The organism is Oceanicella actignis (genome assembly GCF_008124525.1).
Classification (GTDB): domain Bacteria; phylum Pseudomonadota; class Alphaproteobacteria; order Rhodobacterales; family Rhodobacteraceae; genus Oceanicella; species Oceanicella actignis.
Window position 1 is genome coordinate 101,976 of the sequence record NZ_VNHJ01000009.1, and the last position, 22,710, is coordinate 124,685.

The window sequence follows — 22,710 nt, forward strand, 5'->3', positions numbered from 1 at the left end:
GCCGTCAGGAGGGGCACATGCTGAAGGAATTCAAGGAATTCGCCGTCAAGGGCAACGTCGTGGACATGGGCGTCGGCATCGTGATCGGCGCCGCCTTCACCTCGATCGTCAAGAGCTTCGTCGAGGACATCGTCAATCCCTTCATCGGGCTGTTCACCGGCGGGATCGATTTCTCGAACCTGTTCATCAACATCTCGGGGCAGGAGGTGGCGTCGCTGGCCGAGGCGCGCGAGAAGGGGCTGGCGGTCATCGCCTATGGCTCGTTCCTCAACGCGGTGGTCAGCTTTCTGATCGTCGCCTGGGTGCTGTTCCTGGTGGTCAAGGGGGTCAACACGCTCAAGCGCCGCGTCGCGGCCGAGGAAGAGGCCGCCCCCGCCGCGCCGCCCAAGCCCTCGCGCGAAGAGCAGCTTCTGGAAGAGATCCGCGACCTTCTGGCCCGCAAGGCCTGATCGCCGGCGCATGGCGCGTGCGGGCGCAGGGTCCGCGCCCGCCGCATTCGGCCACGCGCCCGCCGCATCCGGTCACGGGCCGGCCGCCCGGGCCCGCCCGTCGGCTTTGTCCCGCCGGCCCGGTCCCGCCGGCCCGGTCCCGCCGGCCCCGGCCGCGCGCGGCCGGCGGGACGAGGCGTCACAGGTCGAGCGCCTCGCGCGGGTCGATGGCCTCGAGCCCCTGCGCCTCGGCCACGGGGCGCGAGGTCAGCTTGCCCGCATGCACGTTCAGGCCGTTCAGCAGGTGGGGGTCGTCCTGGCAGGCCTTGCGCCAGCCCTTGTCGGCCAGCGCCAGCATGAAGGGCAGCGTGGCGTTGCCCAGCGCGATGGTCGAGGTGCGCGGCGTGGCGCCGGGCATGTTGGCCACGCAGTAATGCACGATGCCGTCCACGATGTAGATCGGATCGTCATGCGTGGTGGGGCGCGAGGTCTCGAAGCACCCGCCCTGGTCGATGGCCACGTCCACGATCGCGGCGCCGGGCTTCATCTCGGCCAGCTGCGCGCGCGACACCAGCTTGGGCGCGGCGGCGCCGGGCACCAGCACCGCGCCGATGACCATGTCGGCCTGGGCGACCAGCTCTTCGGTCGCCGCGCGCGAGGCGTAGCGGGTGACGAAATGGCCGCGGAAGGCCTCGTCCAGATGGCGCAGCCGCGGGATCGAGCGGTCCAGCACGGTGACCTGCGCGCCCATGCCCGCCGCCACCCGCGCGGCGTTGGTCCCCACCACGCCGCCGCCGATGACGACCACCTGCGCGGGGCTCACGCCCGGCACGCCGCCCAGCAGAACGCCGCGCCCGCCATTGGCCTTCTGCAGCGCCCATGCGCCCATCTGCGGCGCGAGGCGCCCGGCGACCTCGGACATGGGGGCCAGCAGGGGCAGGCCGCCATGATCGTCGGTGACGGTCTCGTAGGCGATGGCGGTCACGCCGCTGGCCATGAGGTCGCGGGTCTGCTCGGGGTCGGGGGCGAGGTGCAGATAGGTGAACAGGACCTGGCCCTTGCGCAGCATGCGCCGCTCGGCGGGCTGGGGCTCCTTGACCTTCACGATCATCTCGGCCTCGGCGAAGACCGAGGCGGCGTCGGGAAGGATGCGCGCGCCCGCCTCGACATAGTCCTGGTCGGCGAAGCCGGCGCCGCGGCCGGCGCCGGTCTCGATCAGCACCTCGTGGCCATGGGCGACGGCCTCGCGCGCGGCGGCGGGGGTGACGCCGACCCGGTGCTCCTGATTCTTGATTTCGCGTGGGCAACCGATCTTCATGTTTCGGACTCGCATTTCGCGCGCGGCCGACGCGGCCGCGCATCTGCCGCATGTTGACGCAGCTGCCGCGAAATGTGCATGCAAAGATCGTGTGTGCGGCGCCGAAGCGGCGCAATGATCGGCGGCGGAGGCGGCATGGAGCCGAAGAATGTTCAACTCGACGCCCGAGACCGGGCGATTCTTGCGATTCTGCAGCGCGAGGGGCGCATCCCCAACGCCGAGCTGGCGGCGCGGGTGAACCTGTCGGCCTCGGCCTGCCATCGGCGCGTGGCGCGGCTCGAGGCGGCGGGGGTCATCCGCCGCTACGCCGCGCTGGTCGATCCGCGCGCGGTGGGGCGGCGCTCGACCGTCTTCGTCGAGATCACGCTGCGCGGGCAGAGCGACGAGCTTCTGCGCCAGTTCGAGGCCGCGGTGGCGCGCATTCCCGACGTGCTCGAATGCCACCTGATGGCCGGCGCGGCCGACTATCTGCTGAAGGTCGCCGCGCGCGATCCCGAGGATTTCGCGCGCATCCACCGCCAGCACCTGTCGCGCCTGCCGGGGGTCAGCCAGATGCAGTCCAGCTTCGCGCTTCGCCGCGTGGTCAGCACCACGGCGCTGCCGCTGGACTGAGGCGGCGGGCTCAGCCCATCAGCGCCTGCGCGGCGTAAAGCGCGCCCATCCCCGCGACCACGGCGCCCAGCATGCGCCCACTGAACGCGCCCACCATCAGCGCGGCGGCCGCGCCTGCAAGGCGCGCGGGGTCGATCTGCCCGCCCGCGGCGGCCGGCCACGCGATCAGCGGCGCGACCAGCGCCGGCAGCACCGCCGTGGGCACGTAGCGCAGCAGCCGCATGGCCCAGCCCGGCATGGGGCGCCCGCCGATCAGGCCCAGGAACGAGAAGCGGATCAGGAAGGTGCCGAGGCCAAGCGCCAGGGTCGCGCTCCAGAACACGGAATCGGGAATGGGGGTCATGCGGCGTTCCTCCGCTCGTCCTGCGCCTCGGGGGCCGGGCGGCGGCGTTCGAGCGCCAGCTCGACCGCCGCGCCGGCGCCCATGCCCGCCGCCGAGGCCAGCAGCAGCCCCGAGCCGTAGGGCGCCCAGGCCAGCGCCAGCGCCGCCGCGCTGGCGACGAAGGCCGCCGCCAGGTTGGGCAGGCTGCGCAGCATGGGCGCGACGATGGCCACGAAGGTGATCGGCACGGCGAAGTCGAGCGCGTATTCGGGCGGGATGCGCGCGCCCAGCGTCGCCCCCGCCAGCGTGCCCAGGAACCAGACGGGCACGACCGGCAACAGCACGCCGAAATAGAACGCGATCTTGCGCGGCAGGGGCTCGTCCGGGCGGCGCGAATAGCGCGCGATGGCGGCGGCGTAGGCCTGATCCACAAGGAAATACGCCGCCAGCGCCCGCACCCACAGCGGCGCCTTGCCCAGATGCGGCGTCAGCGAGGCCGAATACATCGCCATGCGCAGGTTGACCGCCAGCGCGGTCAGCACCGCCAGCGCCGCGGGCGCGCCGTCGGACAGCATCTGCACCAGCGCGAATTGCGACGCGCCCGCGATCACCAGCGAGGTCAGCGCGAAGGTCTGCATGAGGTCCAGCCCCGCCTCGGTCGCCACCACCCCGAACAGCGCCCCGAAGGGCAGGATCACGAGAAGAAAGGGCGCGCCGGCGGCAACTCCCTCGACGAACGCGCCTCGGGTGCGCATGCGCGGAACTCCTCTTGCCGTATCGTTGCCTTGCCGCGTTCGCAGACGCGCCGCCTTGCGCGCGCGGCGGCTCAGGCATAGCCTGCCCGCGCCGCGAAGGCCAATGAAGGTTCGTGCCCCATGTCAGAAGAATTCCTGATCGCCCCCGATCCCGCCGCGCCCGGCCTCTCGCGCGAGGTCGAGGGCGTGGACCACGAGGGCGCGCGCCGCCGCATCCGCGTGGTCGAGGAGCGTCCGCTGACCATCTTCCTCAACGCGCAGGAGATCGTCACCGCCATGACCATCGGCGACTATCCGCGCCATCTGGCGGTGGGCTATCTGCGCAACCAGGGCATGCTGCGCCCCGACGACGAGATCACCGCCGTCGATCACGACGAGGAGCTGGGCGTGGTCGTGGTGCGCACCCGCCGCGCCACCGATTACGAAGAGAAGCTGCGCCGCAAGACGCGCACCTCGGGCTGCGCGGTGGGCACGGTGTTCGGCGACATGATGGAGGGGCTCGAGGGGCTGACCCTGCCGCCGGCCGAGCTGCGCGCCTCGTGGCTCTACGCGCTGGCGCGCAAGATCAACACCGCCCCGAGCCTCTATCTCGAGGCCGGCGCCATCCACGGCACGGTGCTGTGCCGGCAGGACCGGCCGCTGGTCTACATGGAGGATGTCGGCCGCCACAACGCGGTGGACAAGATCGCCGGGTGGATGACGCTGGAAGGCGAGGGCGGCGCGGACAAGATCCTTTACACCACCGGGCGGCTGACCTCGGAGATGGTCATCAAGACCGCGCTCATGGGCATTCCGGCGCTGGCCTCGCGCTCGGGCTTCACCGCCTGGGGGGTCGAGATCGCGCGCCAGGTCGGGCTGACGCTGATCGGGCGCATGCGCGGGCGGCGCTTCGTGTGCCTGAGCGGCGAAGAGCGGCTGATCTTCGACGCCGATCCCGCCGCCGTGGCCGACGAGCCCGAGGCGCTGCGCCGCAAGGGCGCGCGCGAATGAGCGCGCGGCCCCCCGCCCCGGACCTGCGCCCGCCCGGCGTGATCCTCGCCGGCGGGCGCGCGACGCGCATGGGCGGCGGCGACAAGGGGCTGCGGCTGGTGGCCGGGCGCTCGCTGATGGCGCGCGCGATCGAGCGGCTGCGCCCGCAATGCGGCCCGCTTGCGCTCAACGCCAACGGCGATCCGGCGCGGCTGGCGGGCTTCGGCCTGCCGGTGCTGCCCGACGGCGCGCCCGGCTTTCCGGGGCCGCTGGCCGGCGTGCTGGCGGCGATGGACTGGGCGGCGGGGCTGGGGGCCTCGCATGTGGTCACCGCGGCGGCGGACACGCCCTTCTTCCCCACCGATCTGGTGCGGCGCCTGGCCGAGGCCGCGCACGCGGCGGGCGCGCCCATGGCCATGGCCGCCACCCCCGATCCCGAGCGCCCCGGCCGTCTGTGGCGGCACCCGACCTTCGCCCTCTGGCCGACGGCGCTGCGCGAGGACCTGCGCGCCGCGCTGGCTTCGGGCGTGCGCAAGGTGGTGCTGTGGACCGACGCCCATGGCTGCGTCGATGCGCCCTTCCCGGCGGGGCCGTTCGATCCGTTCTTCAACGTCAACGCCCCCGATGATATCGACGAGGCCGAGCGCATCGTGCGCGCCAACCCGGAGCTGAGATGACCCAACGCGTTTACGGAATCGTCGGCTGGAAGAACTCGGGCAAGACGACGCTGATGGAGCGGGTCGTGGCGCGGATCGTGGCGCGGGGCTTCAGCGTCTCGACCGTCAAGCATGCGCATCACGAGGTGGACGTGGACCGCCCCGGCAAGGACAGCCGCCGCCATCGCGACGCCGGCGCGCGCGAGGTGATGCTGGCCTCGTCGCGGCGCTGGGCCTTGATGCACGAGCTGCGCGGCGCCCCCGAGCCCTCGCTCGAGGCGCTGCTGGCGCGCATGTCGCCGGTCGATCTGGTGCTGGTCGAGGGTTACAAGCGCGACTCCCACCCCAAGGTCGAGGCGCACCGCGTGGGGCGGGGCGCCCCGCTGATCGCGAACGAGGACCCCACCGTGCGGGCCGTGGCCTCGGACGCGCCGCTGGCGGGGCTGCACGTGCCCAATCTGCCGCTCGACGACGCCGACGCCGTGGCCGATTTCATCTTGGCCGAGCTGGGGCTGATCCCGGCGCGGGAGGGCGCGCGATGACCGCGGGCGACGGCGCGGGCGAGGGCGTGGACGAGGGCGCGGGCGGGCTGCCGCCGCGGCTGCGCGACGATTGCTTCGCCCTGCCGCCGGGCGTGAGCTGGACCCCGGCGGCCGAGGCGCTCGAGCGTCTGCGCGAGGCCTGCGTTCCCGTGTGCGAGGCGCGCTCCGTCCCGCTCGAGCGGGCGCTCGGCGCCATCCTGGCCGAGCCGGTGCGCGCGGCGCGCGACAACCCTCCGCAGGCCAACTCGGCGGTGGATGGCTATGCCTTCGCCCATGCCTCGCTGCGCGGCGCCGATCCCGAGACGCTGACCCTGCTGCCCGGCCGCGCCGCCGCGGGCCGCCCCTTCGCCGGGCGCGTGCCGCCGGGCGCGGCGCTGCGCGTGCTGACCGGCGCGGTCATTCCCGAGGGTTGCGACACCGTTGTCATGCAGGAGGACGCGGCGGCCGAGGGCGGCGTTCTGCGGCTGCGGCCGGGGCTGAAGAAGGGCGCCAATCTGCGCCGTGCGGCCGAGGATTTCGCCGCCGGCGAAGCGATCCTGCCCCAGGGCCGGCGCCTGGCGCCGCAGGATCTGGCGCTGGCCGCGGCGGCGGGGCTGGCCGAGCTGCCCGTGCGCCGCCCCTTGCGCGTGGCGGTCCTGTCCACAGGCGACGAGCTGCGCCCCCCCGGCGCGCCCCTGGCGCCGGGGCAGCTGCACGACGCCAACCGCCCCATGCTGCTGGGGCTGGCGCGGGCCTGGGGCTTCGAGGCGCGCGACCTTGGCTGCGCCCCCGACGACCGCGACGCGCTGCGCGCCGCGCTCGACGCGGGCGCGGCCGAGGCCGATGCGATCCTGACCACGGGCGGCGCCTCGGCGGGCGACGAGGATCACGTCTCGGCCATCCTGCGCGCCGAGGGGGCGCTGAACCTGTGGCGCGTGGCCATCAAGCCGGGCCGGCCGCTGGCGCTGGCGACGTGGCGCGGCGCGGCGGTGTTCGGCCTGCCGGGCAATCCGGTGGCGGCCTTCGTGTGCGCGCTGATCTTCGCGCGCCCGGCGCTGTTGCGCCTGGCCGGCGCGCGCTGGGAGCTGCCGCGCGGCCGCGCCTTGCCCGCCGCCTTCGCCAAGCGCCGCAAGCCGGGCCGGCGCGAGTATCTGCGCGCGCGCCTTGACGCCGAGGGGCGGGTCGAGGTCTTCCGCTCCGAGGGGTCGGGGCTTGTCTCGGGGCTGAGCTGGGCCGAGGGGCTGTGCGAGCTGCCCGAGGACGGGGCCGAGATCCGGCCGGGCGATCCGGTGCGCTTCGTGCCCTTTTCCGAGTTCGGGCTTTGAGCGCGCGCCCGCGGGGCGGGCGCGCGGTCCTGCCCGCATTTCGCACCGGCGCCTTCTATGCCGCCGTTTTCGCGGCGCTGGGGGTGCATCTGCCCTTCTGGCCGCTCTGGCTCGAGGATCGGGGGCTGAGCGCGGCGCAGATCGGGGTCTATTCGGCGCTGGCGGTGGCGGCCAAGGTGGCGGTCGGCCTGGCGGCGCCGGCGCTGGCCGACCGTTTCGAGGCGCGCCGCGCCATGCTGGCTGGGGCGGGGCTGTTCGGCGCGGCGGCCTTCGCGGCGCATCTGCTGGCGGCCGAGGCGGCGGCGCTGGTGGCGCTGAGCGTCGCGGCGGCCGCGACCTTTTCGGCCATGATGCCGGTGGGCGAGGCGTTGGGCGCCGCGGCGGCGCGCGATTTCGGCTTCGACTACGCGCGCGTGCGGGCGGTCGGCTCGGCGGGGTTTCTGGCGGCCAGCCTGCTCATGGGCGCGGCGGTGGCGCAGGCGGGGCCCGGGGCGGCGCTGTGGGCGATCGTGGCCTGCCTTCTGGCGGCGGCGGCGCTGGGGCGCACGCATCCGGGCGGCGGGCGCGCGCGCGCGCTCGGGCGGCCCGATCTCGGCCAGATGCGGCGCCTGTTCTCGGACGGGCGCTTTGCGCTGTTCCTGCTGGCCATCGGCATGGCGCAGGGCGCGCATGGGGTGATCTACGCCTTCGGCTCGCTGCATTGGCGCGCGCTGGGGCTGGACGAGGGGCGCATCGGCGCGCTGTGGGCCTTCGGCGTGGCGGCCGAGATCGCGCTCATGGCGCTGGCGGGGCGGGCGTTGGTGCGAAGGCTGGGCGCGGCGGGGGCGATCGCGCTGTCGGGCGCGGCGGGGGCGGTGCGCTGGGCGGCGATGGCCTTCGACCCGGTCGGCGCGGCGCTGTGGGCGCTGCAGGGGCTGCACGCGCTGACCTTCGCGGCGGGGCACCTGGGCGCCATCGCCTTCGTCTCGGCCGCCGCGCCCGAGCGCCTTGCCGGCGCGGCGCAGGGCGCGCTGGGCGCGCTGGCGAGCGGCGCGCTGATGGCGGCGGCGACGGCGCTGGCGGCGGCGATCTATGGCTGGGCGGGCGGCGGGGTCTACTGGATCCCGGCGCTGATGTCGGCGGCGGGCGCGGCGGCGGCGCTGCGCCTCGGGCGCGTCTGGCGCGGCGAGCGGATCATGGATTGAGACGCCCGCCCGTGAGACGCCCGCCCGGCGCGTCCGTCCGGCGCGTATGGCGGCTGGCGCGGCGATGATGGGACCGGGCCGCCGGGACGCGCCGCGTGCCGGGCCGGTGCGCGGCGCTGCGCCTTGGGCGGGCGGGGCGTTCGGGCGGCGCGGTCAGTCCTCGACGGGCACGTTGTCGATCAGCCGCGCGTCGCCGATGCGGATGGCGCCGAAGACCCGCCCTGGCCGGGCGCGGTCATGCGCGGTCTGCTCGGCCAGCGTGTCGGGGTCGCGCAGGTCCAGATACTCGACCTCGGCGCCGGCGTCGGCCAGCGCGTCGGCGGCGGCGTCAAGGGTCTGGTCCACGTCGGCGCCGGCGCCGATGGCGCGCGCGGCGCGCGTCAGCTCGCGATGCAGGCGGCGGGCCACGGCGCGGTCGGCGTCGTTCAGCGCAAGGGCCGCGGCGCTCAGGGCGACGTCGTCCTGGTCGCGCTCGGTGGGCGCGGGCAGGATGCGCGCGCTCAGCCCCAGATCCTGCGCCGCGCGCCGCAGCAGCGCCAGCTTCTGCCAGTCGCGCTCGCCCACCATCGTCACGTCGGGCTGGGCGATGATCATCAGGCGCAGCATCGCGCACAGGAAATCGTCGAAGGCGGCGGGGTCCTCTTCGCCGCACAGCACCTCGCTCAGGCCGGGGACGGCGATGCGGGTGCGCCGGTCGGGGGGCAGGCACTCGTCCAGCGGGGGGATGTAGAGCGCGTCGGCCCCCTCCTGATCCAGAAGGTCGGCGTCGCGCTGCAGGCGGGCGGAGTCGGCGGCGGCGTCCTCGTCGCCCTCGGGCAGCAGAACGGCCAGCACGCGGTCCGCCTCGCGCTGGGCCTCGCGCACCAGGCTCAGATGTCCGTCATGCAGCCCCGGGCGCATCGCGGCCAGCGCCACGGTTTCGCCGAAGGCGCGCCAGGATTTGACGCGCGAGCGAAGCTGGGCGGCGGAGCGGAGCGTCGGCAGGTTGTTCATGGCGTCCAAGGCGTGCTGCGCGCCCCATGGGCGCGGGAAGGGTGTGCGAGTCGATGAAGCGGACGGGCGGCCGCGCTCAATTCGCGACTGCCGGGCGAACCTATGGCGTCGCGCTCGCCTTTTCAAGCAGCCGCACGCCCAGCGCCCCTTCGAGCCGCTCGGCGAGGGCGCGGCGCGGCGCGTCCCAGGGCGCGGCGCGCGAGACGCACAGATTGGCCTGGCTGCGCAGGATCAGCCCGTCGGCAAGGATCTTGAGGTGGTTGGCGCGCAGCGTCTCGCCCGACGAGGTGATGTCCACGATCGCCTCGGCCGTGCGGTTCTTGGCCACGCCCTCGGTGGCGCCCTGGCTGTCGACCAGGCGATAGTCGGCGACCCCGTGGCGGGCGAAGAAGCGCCGCGCCAGGAGGTGATACTTGGTCGCCACGCGCAGGCTGAAGCCATGGCGGGCGCGGAAATCGGCGGCGACGGCGTCTAGGTCGGACATGGTCTCGACATCGACCCAGGCGGCGGGAACGGCCACGATCAGATCCGCGTGGCCAAAGCCCAGGGGCGCCGCCAGGGTCACGACGCGGCGCCAGTCGGGGATCTTCTCCTGCACGAGATCCTCGCCGGTGACGCCCAGATGCAGGCGCCCGGCGGCCAGCTCGCGCGGGATCTCGGCGGCCGACAGCAGCACCAGCTCGACCCCCTCGACGCCGCGCACGCGTCCGGCGTATTCGCGCTCGGCGCCGGCGTTCTCGATGGTCACGCCGCGCTCGGCGAACCAGGCGGCGGTCTTGTCGCGCAAGCGCCCCTTCGAGGGCAGGCCCAGGCGGATGGTCATGCGCGCGTCTCCTCGGCGGGGGCGGGGCGGGAGGCCGCGCCCTCGGGGGCGCCCGGCGGGCCGGCTTCGCCGGCGCCCTCGTCGTCGCAGGCGGCGCGGCGCGCGGCGATGAGCGCCTCGGGGCGGACCACGCCGCCCACCGCCGGCAGCGTGCGGCCGCCGCCCAGCCTGCGGGTGAGCGCATCGTAGCGCCCGCCGCCGCCCAGCGGCGGCAGGTGCGGCGCGGCGGGAGCGCGGAACTCGAACACGAAGCCGTCGTAATACTCCAGCGCCCGGCCGAACGAGGCGTCGAAGGGCAGCGCGGCGGCGTCGACGCCGCGGCGGGCCAGCGCCTCGAGCCGCGCCTCCATGCGGTCGAGCGCGGGCGTCAGCGCGGGCGCCTCGGCGGCGATGTCGCGCAGCTCGGCCAGCGAGCGCGCCGAGGGGCCGCGCACGGCCAGCGCCCGCTCGATCAGCGCGATGCGCCCGGGGTCGAGCGGCGGCAGGGCCGCGTCCTCGGCCAGCTGGCGCGCGCGCTGCATGATCTCGTCCAGCCCGCGCAGCCCGACCAGCTTGTGCCGGCGGATGTGGCGGCGCAGGGGCTCGTCGCCGGCGCGGACGGCCTCGAGCAGGGCGCGGCGCTCGGGGCCGGGTTCGGGGCGGGCGGGGCCGAAGCTTTCCAGCAGGGCGCGAAAGCGGGCCGGGCGCCAGATGTGCCGGCGCAGCGCGGCGCGGCGGCGCTCGGGGCCCTCGACCGTGTCGATCATGGCCAGCGCGACGGCCAGGTCGCCGGTCAGCGCGCTCAGCTCGGGGGCGTCGGGGCCTTCGCCCAGGGCGCGGCGGATCAGGTCGAAGGCCTCGGCGTCGGCTTCGATGGGGTCTTCGGCGCCCAGGATCTCGACGCCCGCCTGAAGGTATTCTGTGGGCCGCGACGAGCCCGGCTCCTGCCGCCGCCAGACGGGGCCGCAATAGGCGTAGCGCGCGGGCGTGGCGCCGTGGGCCATGTGCAGGCGCACCACCGGCGCGGTGAAGTCGGGCCGCAGCACCAGATCGCCGGCCACCGGGTCGTGGGTGACGAAGGCGCGCGCGCGGATGTCCTCGCCGTAGAGCTCGAGCATGATGTCGGCGGGCTGAAGGGTCTCGGGCTCGACCGCGACGGCGCCGGCGGCGGCGAACAGGGCGTTGATGCGGGCGGTCTCGGCGGCCAGCTCGGCCAGGCCCGCCCCCAGCCGCCCGCCGGGAAGATAGGCGCGCGAGGCGGCCATCAGCCCCGCTCCGCCCGCGCCAGCATGCGGCGCACCTCGGCCACCAGCTCGGCGCGGGGGACCTCGATCTGGGCGGGCTGGGCCTTCCATTCCTCGTTGGTCTCGATCTGCGCGGCCAGCCGCGCGCCCAGCGCCAGGTCCTTGAGCTGGACGACGCCGCGGGCGCGCTCGTCCTCGCCTTCGATGACGGCGACGGGGGCGGCGCGGCGGTCGGCGTATTTGAGCTGCTTGCCCATGGCGCCGCCGCCCAGGAACATCTCGGCGCGGATGCCGGCGGCGCGCAGCTCGGCGGTCATGCGCTGGTAATCGGCCAGGCGCGCGCGGTCCATGACGGTGACCACCACGGGGCCGGGCGCCTCGTCGCCGGCGCGGCCGACGGCGCGCAGCGCGGCCAGAAGCCGGTCGACGCCGACCGAGACGCCGCAGGCCGGAACGCTCTGGCCGGTGAAGCGCTTGACCAGGTCGTCGTAGCGCCCGCCGCCGGCGACCGAGCCGAACTGGCGCTTGCGCCCCTTTTCGTCGAGGATCTCGAAGGTCAGCTCTGCCTCGTAGACCGGGCCGGTGTAGTAGCCCAGGCCGCGCACCACCGAGGGGTCGATCACGACGCGGTCGGGGCCCAGCCCCTGCGCCGCCAGCAGCTCGGCGATCTGCTCGAGCTCGGCCACGCCCTCTTCGCCGACGGCGCTGCCGGCGACCAGCTCGCGCAGGCGCGCGCAGGTTGCGGCGCCGTCCTCGCGGCGCGCGTCGAGAAAGCTCATCACGATCTCGGCGGCCGCGTCGTCGAGCCCGGCGCCGGGGGTGAAGTCGCCGCTCTCGTCCTTGCGGCCGGCGCCCAGCAGGGCGCGCACGCCCTCGCGGCCCAGCCGGTCGAGCTTGTCGATCGCGCGCAGCACGATGCCGCGCCGGGCGGCGTCGCGCTCGGGGTCGGCGGGGTCGAGCACGCCCGCGCGCTCCATCACGCCGTTGAGCACCTTGCGGTCGTTGATGCGGATCACATAGTCGCCGCGCGCGATGCCCGCGGCCTCGAGCGCCTCGGCCAGCATGGCGCAGATCTCGGCGTCGGCGGCCATCGAGGCCGCGCCCACCGTGTCGGCGTCGCACTGGTAGAACTGGCGGAAGCGGCCGGGGCCGGGCTTTTCGTTGCGCCAGACGGGGCCGACGGCGTAGCGCCGGTAGGGCGTGGGCAGCTCGTTGCGGTGCTGGGCGTAGACGCGCGCGAGCGGCGCGGTCAGGTCGTAGCGCAGCGCCAGCCAGCCCTCGTCCTCGTCCTGCCAGGCGAAGACGCCTTCGTTCGGGCGGTCCACGTCGGGCAGGAACTTGCCCAGCGCCTCGACGGTCTCGACCGCCGAGCTTTCGAGCGGGTCGAAGCCGTAGCGGGCGTAGACCTCGGTGATGCGCTCGAGCATGCGGGCGCGCTCGGTGACCTCGGCGCCGAAATAGTCGCGGAAGCCGCGCGGGGTCTCGGCGCGGGGGCGCCGCGTCTTGGTGGGCTTGGTCTTGGCCATCGGCTGATCGTCCGTTTGAGGTCGCGCGCGGGTTTCCTGGCGGATCGTCCGGTTTCCTAGCGGATCGTCCGGGCCGGAGCAAGGCGGCGGGCGCGCGGGGCGGTTCGCGCGCGGGCGTGGCGCAGACCGGGCGGCGCGCGGGGCGGTTCGCGCGCGCGGGCGGGGGCGCAGGGGCGACATGCTGGGCGAGCGCGGGCTTTGGTTCGGTTCGCGCGCGCGGGCGGGGGCGCAGGCGGGGCGGGTGCGGGCCTGCGCGCGCCTCGAGCGGCCGGGTGGGGGTCGGCGCGCCTCTTGCAGGGCGAGCGTCGCGCGCCCGCGCGCCGCCTGCGATGCCGTCGAGCGCAGGCACGTCCCGCGCGGCGGATGAGCGGCGCCGCGAGTCCTGATGCGGGGCGGGCGGGGCGCGAGGGCGCCGCAAGGCGGGGGCGAGGGGGCGCAAGGGCCGGCTGTGCAGGGTTCGCAAGGCTGGGGCGCGCGGGTGCGCAAGCTGGGGCGCGCGGGTGCGCAAGGCAGGACGCACGTGTGCGCGAGGCAAGCCGTGCGTGCGCGCGAGGCAGGCCGTGCGTGTGCGCGAGGGCTGGGCGCGTGGGTGCGCAAGGGCGGACGGCGCGGATGGCAAGAGCGCTGCGCGCGGGGCGCGCGAGGGCGCACCGCGCAGGGGCCGCAAGGGCAGGGGCGCAGGACGCGGCGGCGGGCGCTCAGGCGGCGCGCCAGAACCAGGCCTGGGCGCCGGCGGCGCGGGCGGCGGCGCGGGCCGGCGCCTCGTCCATCAGGCACAGGGCGGTGGACAGCGCGTCGGCCAGCGCCGCCGAGGGGGCGCGCACGCTGACCTGCGCCCAGCGCGGCCCCGCGCCCTCGGGGCGGGGGTCGAGGATGTGCCCCGGCCCGCTGGGCGCGAACAGAAGCCCCGCCGGCGCCGAGGTGGCCAGCGCCGCGTCGCGCAACGCGAAGGGCGCGCGCCGCCCCTCGGCGCCCGGCGGCGGCGCAAGGCCGATGCGCCAGGGCCCGCCGTCGGGGCGCGCGCCCAGCGCCCGGTGCTCGCCCGCATCGATCAGCGCGCTGCGCAGGCCGGCGGCGCGCAGCAGCGCCGCGACGCGGTCGGCGGCCAGCCCTTGCGCCAGGCCGTTGAAGGTCAGCGCCATGCCCGGCGCGGCGAAGCGCAGCGCGCGCCCGTCGTCGATGACGCGGCCAAGCCCGATGCGCGCGCGCGCTTCGGCCAGCTCGGCCGCCGAGGGCCGCCCGCCGCTGCGCGCCATCAGCCGCCAGAGCGGCTGCACGGTGGGATCGAAGGCGCCGCCGGTCAGCGCATGCACGCGCCGCGCCAGCGCCACCGCCGCGCGCAGCTCGGGCGGGGGCGCGTCCAGACGGCCCTCGCGGTTGAGGCGCGCCAGCGCGCTGTCGGGCCGGTGCAGCGAGAAGATCGCCTCGATGCGCGCCAGCTCGTCGCGGGCGGCGGCCAGCAGGGGGCCGGGTTCGGGGTGGTCGAGCAGGATCTGCGCCTCGGCGCCCAGCGCGACGCCGCGCCAGCGCGCAAGCGGCCTCGCGCCGGCGCGGCCCTCGCGCCCGGGGCCGAGAGCCGCGGCGACGGCCGCCGCGCCGGCCGCGATCAGCACGAAGCGGCGCCCGCGCGCGGGCGGCTCGGCGGCGGGCGGCATGGCGCGGGCATCCTTCGCGCCGGGCCGGGCGCGGCGTCGGGGCGGGCGGTGGGGCGTCTGGCGCTCTGGCATGGCGGCGTCCGGGTCCTGGCGCGGGCCGCGGCTGCGGCGGCGGCTGGGGGCGGCTGGGGGGCGGGCATCGCAACATGGCGCCCCGTTCGGCGGCGCCGCGCAACTGGACTTTGGTCGGGTCCGGCCGGATTTGGGGCCGGAATGGGGCGAAAAGCGGGTCGTGCCGCCGCAAAACCGCCGTCTTGGGCGTGTTTTCGTCCGTTTCCGCCCATGTGCGCCCATCGGCGCGCGACGGGAAGCCGCAGGGCGCGGCAGATGTTAACATTCGCCCATGCGCCCCGGAGAATCGCTTGGGGGCGGAACAACGAGACAGGAGGGTTCGATGAAGACCACGATCACGAGATTCGCCCGCGGCGTCGCCGCGGCCGCCGGGCTGGCGGCGGGCTTCGCCGCCGGCGGCGCGCTGGCGCAGGAGAAGTTCATCACCATCGGCACCGGCGGTCAGACGGGCGTCTACTATGTGGTCGGCCAGTCGATCTGCAAGCTGGTCAACCGCGGCGCCGCCGAGCACGGCATCAAGTGCACCGCGCCGTCCACCGGCGGCTCGATCGCCAACATCAACGCCATCCGCGCCGGCGACATGGACATGGGCGTGGCCCAGTCCGACTGGCAATATCACGCCTATCACGGCACCTCGAAGTTCGAGGGCCAGCCCTTCCCCGAGCTGCGCGCCGTCTTCTCGGTGCATCCCGAGCCCTTCACCGTGGTCGCGCGCGCCGACAGCGGCATCCGCACCTTCGACGATCTGAAGGGCAAGCGCGTGAACATCGGCAACCCCGGTTCGGGTCAGCGCGGCACCATGGAGGTGCTGATGGCCGCCAAGGGCTGGACGATGGACGACTTCGCCCTGGCCTCCGAGCTGAAGGCCGCCGAGCAGAGCCAGGCTCTGTGCGACAACAAGGTGGACGCCATCATCTACACCGTCGGCCACCCGAACGGCTCGATTCAGGAGGCGACCACCTCGTGCGCCGCGGTCATCGTGCCCGTCGAGGGCCCCGAGATCGACAAGCTGGTGGCCGAGAACCCCTACTACTCGAGCGCCGTCATCCCGGGCGGCATGTATGCCGGCAACGACAAGGACGTGAAGACCTTCGGCGTGCGCGCCACCTTCGTGTCGTCCTCGAAGGTCGATCCGGACGTGGTCCATGCGGTGGTCAAGGCGGTGTTCGACAACTTCGACCGCTTCAAGCGCCTGCATCCCGCCTTCGCCCATCTGAAGGAGGAGGAGATGATCTCGGCCGGCCTGTCGGCGCCGCTGCATGAAGGCGCCGTGCGCTATTACAAGGAGCGCGGCTGGCTGAAGTGACGCCGGCGCGCCGGGGCGTGGGCCGCGCGCCCGCGCCCCGGCCCTGGCGCGCGGCCCCCGAACGGGGCGGCGCGCCTTGCCGCGGGGCCTTCGGCGCCGCGGAACGATCGCCGATCGGGCGCGGGGCCGCCTCGCCGCCCTGGGGCGTCCCGCCCCCTGCGTCCGGCCCCCCTGCGCCCGGGCGCCTCGCAGCCAAAGCCGGCGCGCCCCGCCGCGCGCGCCGGACGCGGCCCGCCGCGGGCCTGCTTCGTCCCGTCGCGGCCGGCCTCTTCCGCCGCGCATCGCGCCACACCTTGCCAGGAGACCGCCCATGACCAGAACGACGGCAAGTCCCGAGGGCCGCCCCGCGGCCGACGTCGAAGACCTGGTGGCCGCCGCCGACACCGGCGCGCGCGCGCCCGAAGGGGGCGTGGGGCGGCTGCTGATGCTGACGGCGCTGGCCTGGTCGCTGTTCCAGCTGTGGTTCGCCTCGCCGCTGCCCTTCATGCTGGGCTTCGGCGTCTTCAACGACACCGAGGCGCGCTCGATCCACCTGGCCTTCGCCATGTTCCTGGCCTTCACCGCCTTTCCGGCGGGCGAGGGGCCGGCGCGCAACGTGCTGGGCATCGTCGTGCCTCTGGCGCTGACGGGGCTGTTCATGATGGGCGCCAAGGACGAGGTTCCCGTCTGGTGGATCCCGCTGGTCGGCCTGGGCGTGGCGGGCGCGGCGGCGCTGGGTTCGCGGCGCGAGCGCATCGCGCCGTGGGAATGGGCGCCGGCGCTGCTGGGCGCGGCGGCGGGGGCGTATCTGTTCGTCTTCTACAGCCAGATCTCCGAGCGCGTGGGCGCCGCCAACATGCAGGACATCGTCGTTGGCGTCGCGGGGCTGCTCCTGCTGCTCGAAGCTGCCCGGCGCGCGCTGGGTCCGGCGCTGATGGTCGTGGCGACGCTGTTCCTGGCCTACGCCTTTCTCGGGCCGCACATGCCCGAGATCATCGCGCACAAGGGCAACTCGCTGGGCGAGGTGATCAATCACCAGTGGATCACCACCGAGGGCGTGTTCGGCATCGCGCTGGGGGTCTCGACCAGCTTCGTCTTCCTGTTCGTGCTGTTCGGGGCGCTGCTCGACAAGGCGGGCGCGGGCAACTACTTCATCCAGGTCGCCTTCTCGCTGATGGGGCACCTGCGCGGCGGGCCGGCCAAGGCGGCGGTGGTCAGCTCGGCCATGACGGGGCTGATCTCGGGCTCGTCCATCGCCAATGTGGTGACCACGGGCACCTTCACCATTCCGCTGATGAAGAAGGTCGGCTTCTCGGCCGAGAAGGCCGGCGCGGTCGAGGTGGCCAGCTCGGTCAACGGGCAGATCATGCCGCCGGTCATGGGCGCGGCCGCCTTCCTGATGGTCGAGTATGTGGGCATTCCGTATTTCGACGTCGTCAAGCACGCCTTCGTGCCGGCGGTGATCAGCTACATCGCGCTGGTCTACATCGTGCATCTCGAGGCCATGAAGGCGGGGATGAAGGGCCTGCCGCGCGGCTACGAGCCCGGGCCGATCATGCGCCGCCTGGTCGGCTTCGCCTTCGGCGCCGCGCTGCTGAGCGGCCTGTCGCTGGCGGTCTATTACGGCATGGGCTGGATCCGCGCCGCCTTCCCCGACACGGCGGGCTACATCGTGTTCGCGCTGCTGACGGCGGCCTATCTGGCGCTGCTGCGCGTCTCGGCGCGCGAGGCGCCGCTGCAGCTGGACGACCCCGACGCCCCCATCGCGGCGCTGCCGCGGCCCGGGCCGACGGTGCGGTCGGGGCTGCACTTCCTGCTGCCGGTGATCGTGCTGGTGTGGGCGCTGATGGTCGACCGCCTGTCGCCCGGCCTGTCGGCCTTCTGGGCGACGGCCTACATGATCTTCATCCTGCTGACGCAGCGCCCGCTGACCGCGCTGTTCCGCGGCGAGCCGCTGGACGGGCAGCTGGCGCGCGGCGCGGCCGACCTTCTGGACGGGCTGGTCGCGGGCGCGCGCAACATGATCGGCATCGGCATCGCCACGGCGGCGGCCGGCATCATCGTCGGGGCGGTCAGCCAGACGGGCGTCGGCTCGGCGCTGGCGGACGTGGTCGAGGTGCTGTCGGGCGGCAACCTGATGGCGATCCTGTTCCTGACGGCGATCCTGTCGCTGATCCTGGGCATGGGGCTGCCGACCACGGCCAACTACATCGTGGTGCAGGCGCTGCTGGCGCCGGTGATCGTCACGCTGGGGCAGCAGAACGGGCTGATCGTGCCGCTGATCGCGGTGCATCTGTTCGTGTTCTACTTCGGCATCATGGCCGATGTGACGCCGCCCGTCGGCCTGGCCAGCTTCGCCGCCGCGGCGGTGTCGGGGGGCGACCCGATCAAGACCGGCCTCATCGCCTTCTTCTACAGCCTGCGCACGGCGGCGCTGCCCTTCCTGTTCATCTTCAACACCGACCTTCTGCTGATCGACGTCGGGCCCTTGCACGGCGCCTTCGTGTTCGTCACGGCGACGCTGGCCATGCTGCTGTTCGCGGCGGCGACGCAGGGCTGGTTCCTGACGCGCAACCGCATTCACGAGGCGGCGGCGCTGCTGCTGGTGGCGTTCACGCTGTTCCGTCCGGGCTACTGGATGGACCAGCTCTACCCCCCCTTCGAAGAGACGCCGCCCGCCGCGCTGGTCGAGGCCGCCGCCGCCACCCCCGAGGGCGAGAGCCTGCGCATCCGCGTGCGCGGGGTGGACGAGGTGGGCGATCCGATCGAGTTCGTCGCCCTTGTGCCCATGCGCGGCCCGGCCGACGGCGCCGCCCGGCTCGAGGCGGCGGGCCTTGCGGTGGTCGAGCGCGACGGGCGCGTCGTCATCGACGACGTGGCCTTCGACTCGGCGGCGCAGAAGGCGGGGCTGGACTGGGATCAGGAGGTGCTCAAGGTGCTGCGCCCGCTGCCGCAGCCCTCGAAATACCTGATGTACATTCCCGCCCTGGCGCTGCTGGCGGGCGTGGCGGCCATGCAGCGGGCGCGCGCGCGGCGCGCTTCGCCGGCGGCGCCGGCCGCGGCCTGACCGTGGCCGTGCGGGCCGGGGAGCGGGGCGCGCCGGGCCCCGACTTCTCGCTCGAGCGGGCGGCGGCCGCGCGGCTGGGCGCCGGCGCCCGCCTCGTCTGCGGCGTGGACGAGGCCGGCCGCGGCCCCTGGGCCGGGCCGGTGGTGGCGGCGGCGGCGGCCTTTCCCGACCCCGCCGCGGCCCCCGAGGGGCTGAACGATTCCAAGAAGCTGACCCCCGCGCGCCGCGCCGCGCTGCTGGCGGCGCTGCGCGAGCGGGCGCTGATCGGGGTGGGCGTCGCGTCGGTCGAGGAGATCGACCGGCTGAACATCCTGCGCGCCACCTGGCTGGCGATGCGCCGCGCGGTGGCCGCGCTGCCGCGCGCGCCCGACTTCGCCCTGATCGACGGCAAGCATGTCCCCGACGGCCTGCCCTGTCCGTCCGAGGCCGTGGTGAAGGGCGATGCGCGCTCGATCTCGATCGCCGCCGCCTCGATCGTGGCCAAGGAAACGCGCGACGAGATCATGCGCGCGCTGGCCCGCGCCCATCCCGGCTACGGCTGGGAGCGCAACATGGGATATGGAGTCCCCGCCCATCGCGAGGCCCTCAAGCGCTTGGGGGTGACGCAACATCATCGGCGCTCCTTTGCCCCCATACACAAGATATTGCTTCAAGATTGATTTCTAAATCCCTGATTCAAAAAAGAAATTGACGCCGAATCGCTGGCGCCTCATCTTGGCCCTACACAACAGGCAACGAGGGGCAAGCCAATGGCGTCCAGCATCAAGACGGGATCGGCCGGCGCATCGCGCGCCGCCGCGCGGGCCGGGGCGGGCGAGCTTCCGCTCAACCAGATCGTGGCGGGCGACTGCATCGAGGCGATGAACGCCATGCCCGCCGGCTCGGTGGATCTGATCTTCGCCGATCCGCCCTACAACCTTCAGCTCAAGGGCGAGCTGCACCGGCCCGACAACAGCCGCGTCGACGCGGTGGACGACGCCTGGGACCGTTTCGACAGCTTCGCCGCCTACGACCGCTTCACCCGCGCCTGGCTCAAGGCCGCGCGGCGCGTGCTCAAGCCCGACGGCGCGATCTGGGTGATCGGCTCGTATCACAACATCTACCGGGTGGGCGCGGCGCTGCAGGATCTGGGCTACTGGATCCTGAACGACGTGATCTGGCGCAAGTCCAACCCCATGCCCAACTTCCGCGGCAAGCGCCTGACCAACGCGCACGAGACGCTGATCTGGGCCGCGCGCGACGAGGCGGGCAAATACACCTTCAACTACGAGGCGCTCAAGGAGCTGAACGACGGCGTGCAGATGCGCTCGGACTGGGTGCTGCCGATCTGCTCGGGCGGCGAGCGCCTGCGCGACGAGAACGGCGACAAGGCCCATCCCACCCAGAAGCCCGAGGCCCTTCTGCACCGCGTGATCGTGGGCACGACCAATCCGGGCGACGTGATCCTGGACCCGTTCTTCGGCACCGGCACCACCGGCGCGGCGGCCAAGCGGCTGGGGCGCAACTGGATCGGCATCGAGCGCGAAGAGGCCTACCGCAAGGTCGCCCAGGCGCGCATCGACGCGGTCGTGCCCTATGACCTGGACGCGGTGCGCGTGACGCGCGCGCGCCGCAAGGAGCCGCGCATTCCCTTCGGTCAGCTGGTCGAGCGGCGGCTGCTCGAGCCGGGCGACCTGCTCTACTCGATCAACGGGCGCCATGTGGCCAAGGTGCGCGCCGACGGCACGCTGGTCGCGCGCGACGCGCGCGGCTCGATCCACCAGGTGGGCGCCGCGCTCGAGGGCGCGCCCAGCTGCAACGGCTGGACCTACTGGCACTTCAAGAAGGACGGCCGCCCGGCGCCCATCGACGTGCTGCGCCAGCAGCTTCGGGCCGAGCTGGGCGACGGCGCCTGACCTTTCCGCCCGCCGGCGCGGCGGCGCCCGGAGCGCAGGCTCCGGGCGTCTGCGCGTGCGCCGTGGTTGCGCGCCGGGGCCGTCAGCGCCCCGGGCCGGCGGCCTCGAGCTCGGGCAAGGCCAGCTCCACCGCCTTGCGGAACACGGTCGGCAGCTCGGCGGCGCGGGCACGCGCGTCGGGCGCGAAGAAGGCGCCGCCCTCGGGCGCCGCCTCGGGGCCGAGCCGCGCGGCGCGGATCTCGAGCGTCAGGGCGAAGTGGGTGAAGACGTGCCGCGCCTCGGCCGTCAGGCGGCGCCAATCGCCGGGGCAGGGCGGGGCCGGGTCGTCGAGCGGCTCGGCCGCCTCGCGCCACGCGCCGCCGGGCAGGCCGGTCATGCCGCCCAGCAGCCCCTCGGGCGGGCGCGTCTCGAGCAGCAGCGCGCCGTCTTCGCGCAAGCCCACGAAGACCACGCCGCGACGATGCGGGCGGGCGCGTCTGGGCGCCTTGCGCGGCAGCTCGGCGGCCAGGCCCAGGCGCCGGGCGGCGCAAGCCTCGCGCCAGGGGCAGGCGGGGCAGTCGGGCTTGCGCGGCGTGCAGACCGTGGCGCCCAGGTCCATCACCGCCTGCGCATAATCGCCCGGCCGCCGCGCGGGCGTCAGCCCGGCGGCCAGCGCGCGCAGGCGGGGCTTGACGGCGGGCAGCGGATCGGTCGCCGCGAACAGGCGCGCCATCACGCGCTCGACATTGCCGTCCACCACCGTCGCGGGGATGTCGAAGGCGATGGCCGCGATGGCCGCCGCCGTGTAGGGGCCGATACCGGGCAGCGCGCGCAGCGCGGCCTCGTCGGCGGGAAAGCGCCCGCCCGCCGCCGCCACGATGCGCGCGCAGCGCAGCATGTTGCGCGCGCGCGCGTAGTAGCCCAGCCCCGCCCAGGCGGCCATGACCTGATCCTCGGGCGCGGCGGCCAGCTCGGCCACCGTGGGCCAGCGGCGGATGAAGGTCTGGAAATACGGAATGACCGCCGCCACGGTGGTTTGCTGCAACATGATCTCGGACAGCCAGACGGCGTAGGGATCGGGCCGTGCCGCCGCGCCCGGCGGCGTGCGCCAGGGCAGGCGCCGCGCGGCGCGGTCATACCAGGCCAGCAGCGCCGCCGGGTCGGGGCGCGGCGCGTCGGGGCAGGGCGCTTCGGGGCGCGGCTCCTGGGGCGCCTCGGCCATGGGCCCTTCCGACTCGGGGGCGGGGCGCGTATCGTGCGCGCTGGAACGGAGCGAGGTCATGACCAGCCACATTGACCATCACGACGCCGCGGGCAAGCCCCCCAGGGCCCCGCGCAAGCCGCGCGCGGCCGCCTCGGCGCCCCAGGAGCCGCCCCCGCGCAAGGCGGTGGGGTTCCTGCATGCGGCCGCCATGATGCGCAAGCCCGTCGCCGGCGCCTTCGGCAAGCGCGGCTTCGCCGAGCCCGCCGTTCTGGCGCACTGGCCCGAGATCGTGGGCGAGTCGCTGGCCGCGCATTGCCGCCCGGTGAAGATCTCGTATGCCGCCGGCGGCATGGGCGCGACCCTGATCGTGCTGGTCCCCGGCGCGCGCGCCCCCGAGGTCGAGATGCAGGCCCCCCGCATCATCGAGCGCATCAACGCCATGTATGGCTACCGCGCCGTCTCGCGCGTCAAGGTCACGCAGGTGGCGCCCGACGCGCCCGCCGGCATGGCCGAAGAGCCCGCCGCCTTCGCGCGCGCCCGCCGCCTCATGGCCGCGCGCCGGCTGCCGCCCGAGAAGGCGCGCGATCTGGCCCGAACCGTGGCGCCGGTGCAGGACGAACGTCTGCGCGCCGCGCTCGAGCTTCTGGGCCGCAACGTCAGCGCCCGCGCGCTGGGCCTCGGCGCCAAGCCCGCTTCGCCCGCCGCCGCGCCGCGCCCCGGGGCCGAGGGCCAGCGGCCCGCCGCGGCGCCCTCGCCCGGCGCGCCTGGCCCGAAGCCTGGCCCGAAGCCGGATCTGCGGTCGGGGCCGAAGCCGGCTCGCGCCGGGCGCGGCTCCGAAGGCGAGGGGGGGTTCTAGGGCGGCGCCGCCCGGCCCGGCCTTCGGCCCCGGCGCGCTCAA

General features: G+C 74.7%; 21 protein-coding genes. 12 read left to right on the top strand and 9 right to left on the bottom strand.

Going from position 1 to position 22,710, the window contains the following annotated elements; translation table 11 throughout:
- The first annotated feature begins 17 nt into the window (after nt 1-17).
- Entirely contained in the window at nt 18-449 is a 432-nt protein-coding gene (mscL, locus tag LY05_RS12690; protein ID WP_148923404.1) for a large conductance mechanosensitive channel protein MscL, read from the top strand.
- 178 nt (nt 450-627) lie between these two features.
- Here mscL and ald read toward each other — a convergent pair whose 3' ends face one another.
- Nucleotides 628-1,746 carry an alanine dehydrogenase gene (gene ald, locus LY05_RS12695; RefSeq protein WP_148923405.1) on the bottom strand — a complete coding sequence of 373 codons (1,119 nt, stop codon included), beginning with the start codon at nt 1,744-1,746 and terminating at the stop codon, nt 628-630.
- Between the two features lie 135 nt (nt 1,747-1,881).
- On the opposite strand from ald, the gene LY05_RS12700 reads away from it, so the two are divergent.
- Nucleotides 1,882-2,358, top strand: coding sequence for an Lrp/AsnC family transcriptional regulator (locus LY05_RS12700; RefSeq protein WP_148923406.1), 477 nt, complete (start codon nt 1,882-1,884; stop codon nt 2,356-2,358).
- Between the two features lie 10 nt (nt 2,359-2,368).
- On the opposite strand, the gene LY05_RS12705 is transcribed toward LY05_RS12700, so the two are convergent.
- A complete protein-coding gene (locus tag LY05_RS12705; protein WP_072747998.1) occupies nt 2,369-2,701 on the bottom strand; it encodes an AzlD domain-containing protein in 333 nt (110 codons plus the stop codon).
- Nucleotides 2,698-3,435, bottom strand: coding sequence for an AzlC family ABC transporter permease (locus LY05_RS12710; protein WP_072747997.1), 738 nt, complete (start codon nt 3,433-3,435; stop codon nt 2,698-2,700). The genes LY05_RS12705 and LY05_RS12710 overlap by 4 nt, the downstream gene beginning before the upstream one ends.
- A gap of 120 nt (nt 3,436-3,555) precedes the next feature.
- Between LY05_RS12710 and LY05_RS12715 the strand changes: the two genes are divergently transcribed.
- The 5 genes from LY05_RS12715 to LY05_RS12735 are packed head-to-tail and all read left to right on the top strand — an operon-like array spanning nt 3,556 to nt 8,090.
- Entirely contained in the window at nt 3,556-4,425 is an 870-nt protein-coding gene (locus tag LY05_RS12715) for a formate dehydrogenase accessory sulfurtransferase FdhD (RefSeq protein ID WP_148923407.1), read from the top strand.
- Nucleotides 4,422-5,081: a molybdenum cofactor guanylyltransferase MobA gene (gene mobA, locus LY05_RS12720; RefSeq protein WP_148923408.1), complete on the top strand. Its 660-nt coding sequence runs from the start codon at nt 4,422-4,424 to the stop codon at nt 5,079-5,081. Before LY05_RS12715 ends, mobA begins: the two co-directional genes overlap by 4 nt.
- The gene (gene mobB / locus LY05_RS12725) at nt 5,078-5,602 is read left to right on the top strand and encodes a molybdopterin-guanine dinucleotide biosynthesis protein B (protein ID WP_072747994.1); all 525 of its coding nucleotides are present in this window, start codon (nt 5,078-5,080) and stop codon (nt 5,600-5,602) included. The genes mobA and mobB overlap by 4 nt, the downstream gene beginning before the upstream one ends.
- Nucleotides 5,599-6,906 carry a molybdopterin-binding protein gene (locus LY05_RS12730; RefSeq protein ID WP_148923409.1) on the top strand — a complete coding sequence of 436 codons (1,308 nt, stop codon included), beginning with the start codon at nt 5,599-5,601 and terminating at the stop codon, nt 6,904-6,906. Before mobB ends, LY05_RS12730 begins: the two co-directional genes overlap by 4 nt.
- Nucleotides 6,903-8,090, top strand: coding sequence for an MFS transporter (locus LY05_RS12735; RefSeq protein ID WP_170259002.1), 1,188 nt, complete (start codon nt 6,903-6,905; stop codon nt 8,088-8,090). The genes LY05_RS12730 and LY05_RS12735 overlap by 4 nt, the downstream gene beginning before the upstream one ends.
- A gap of 153 nt (nt 8,091-8,243) precedes the next feature.
- Here LY05_RS12735 and LY05_RS12740 read toward each other — a convergent pair whose 3' ends face one another.
- The 5 genes from LY05_RS12740 to LY05_RS12760 all read right to left on the bottom strand — a co-directional run bounded on the left by LY05_RS12740 (nt 8,244) and on the right by LY05_RS12760 (nt 14,310).
- On the bottom strand, nt 8,244-9,083 hold the full coding sequence (locus LY05_RS12740; protein ID WP_148923411.1) for a pantoate--beta-alanine ligase: 840 nt from the start codon (nt 9,081-9,083) through the stop codon (nt 8,244-8,246).
- A gap of 100 nt (nt 9,084-9,183) precedes the next feature.
- Nucleotides 9,184-9,906, bottom strand: a complete 723-nt coding sequence (gene hisG, locus LY05_RS12745; RefSeq protein WP_072747991.1) for an ATP phosphoribosyltransferase — start codon at nt 9,904-9,906, stop codon at nt 9,184-9,186.
- Nucleotides 9,903-11,150 carry an ATP phosphoribosyltransferase regulatory subunit gene (locus tag LY05_RS12750; protein WP_148923412.1) on the bottom strand — a complete coding sequence of 416 codons (1,248 nt, stop codon included), beginning with the start codon at nt 11,148-11,150 and terminating at the stop codon, nt 9,903-9,905. Before LY05_RS12750 ends, hisG begins: the two co-directional genes overlap by 4 nt.
- Nucleotides 11,150-12,655, bottom strand: a complete 1,506-nt coding sequence (gene hisS, locus LY05_RS12755; RefSeq protein ID WP_148923413.1) for a histidine--tRNA ligase — start codon at nt 12,653-12,655, stop codon at nt 11,150-11,152. Before hisS ends, LY05_RS12750 begins: the two co-directional genes overlap by 1 nt.
- Before the next feature lie 698 nt (nt 12,656-13,353).
- Entirely contained in the window at nt 13,354-14,310 is a 957-nt protein-coding gene (locus LY05_RS12760) for an FAD:protein FMN transferase (RefSeq protein ID WP_148923414.1), read from the bottom strand.
- A 394-nt stretch (nt 14,311-14,704) separates the two neighbouring features.
- On the opposite strand from LY05_RS12760, the gene LY05_RS12765 reads away from it, so the two are divergent.
- From LY05_RS12765 to LY05_RS12780, 4 genes are all read left to right on the top strand, one after another.
- Entirely contained in the window at nt 14,705-15,688 is a 984-nt protein-coding gene (locus LY05_RS12765) for a TAXI family TRAP transporter solute-binding subunit (protein ID WP_148923415.1), read from the top strand.
- A 310-nt stretch (nt 15,689-15,998) separates the two neighbouring features.
- Nucleotides 15,999-18,734 (top strand): TRAP transporter permease, encoded by a 2,736-nt coding sequence (locus LY05_RS12770; protein ID WP_148923416.1) that lies wholly within the window; start codon nt 15,999-16,001, stop codon nt 18,732-18,734.
- An 8-nt stretch (nt 18,735-18,742) separates the two neighbouring features.
- Nucleotides 18,743-19,393, top strand: a complete 651-nt coding sequence (locus LY05_RS12775) for a ribonuclease HII (protein WP_148923433.1) — start codon at nt 18,743-18,745, stop codon at nt 19,391-19,393.
- Between the two features lie 90 nt (nt 19,394-19,483).
- Nucleotides 19,484-20,629: a site-specific DNA-methyltransferase gene (locus tag LY05_RS12780; protein ID WP_072747984.1), complete on the top strand. Its 1,146-nt coding sequence runs from the start codon at nt 19,484-19,486 to the stop codon at nt 20,627-20,629.
- Nucleotides 20,630-20,711: 82 nt separating this feature from the next.
- Here the strand turns inward: LY05_RS12780 and mutY are convergent, their stop codons facing one another.
- Nucleotides 20,712-21,830: an A/G-specific adenine glycosylase gene (gene mutY / locus LY05_RS12785; RefSeq protein ID WP_148923417.1), complete on the bottom strand. Its 1,119-nt coding sequence runs from the start codon at nt 21,828-21,830 to the stop codon at nt 20,712-20,714.
- A 58-nt stretch (nt 21,831-21,888) separates the two neighbouring features.
- On the opposite strand from mutY, the gene LY05_RS12790 reads away from it, so the two are divergent.
- Complete coding sequence (locus tag LY05_RS12790) at nt 21,889-22,668, top strand: DUF721 domain-containing protein (RefSeq protein ID WP_170259003.1); 780 nt, start codon at nt 21,889-21,891, stop codon at nt 22,666-22,668.
- The last annotated feature ends 42 nt before the right edge of the window (nt 22,669-22,710 follow it).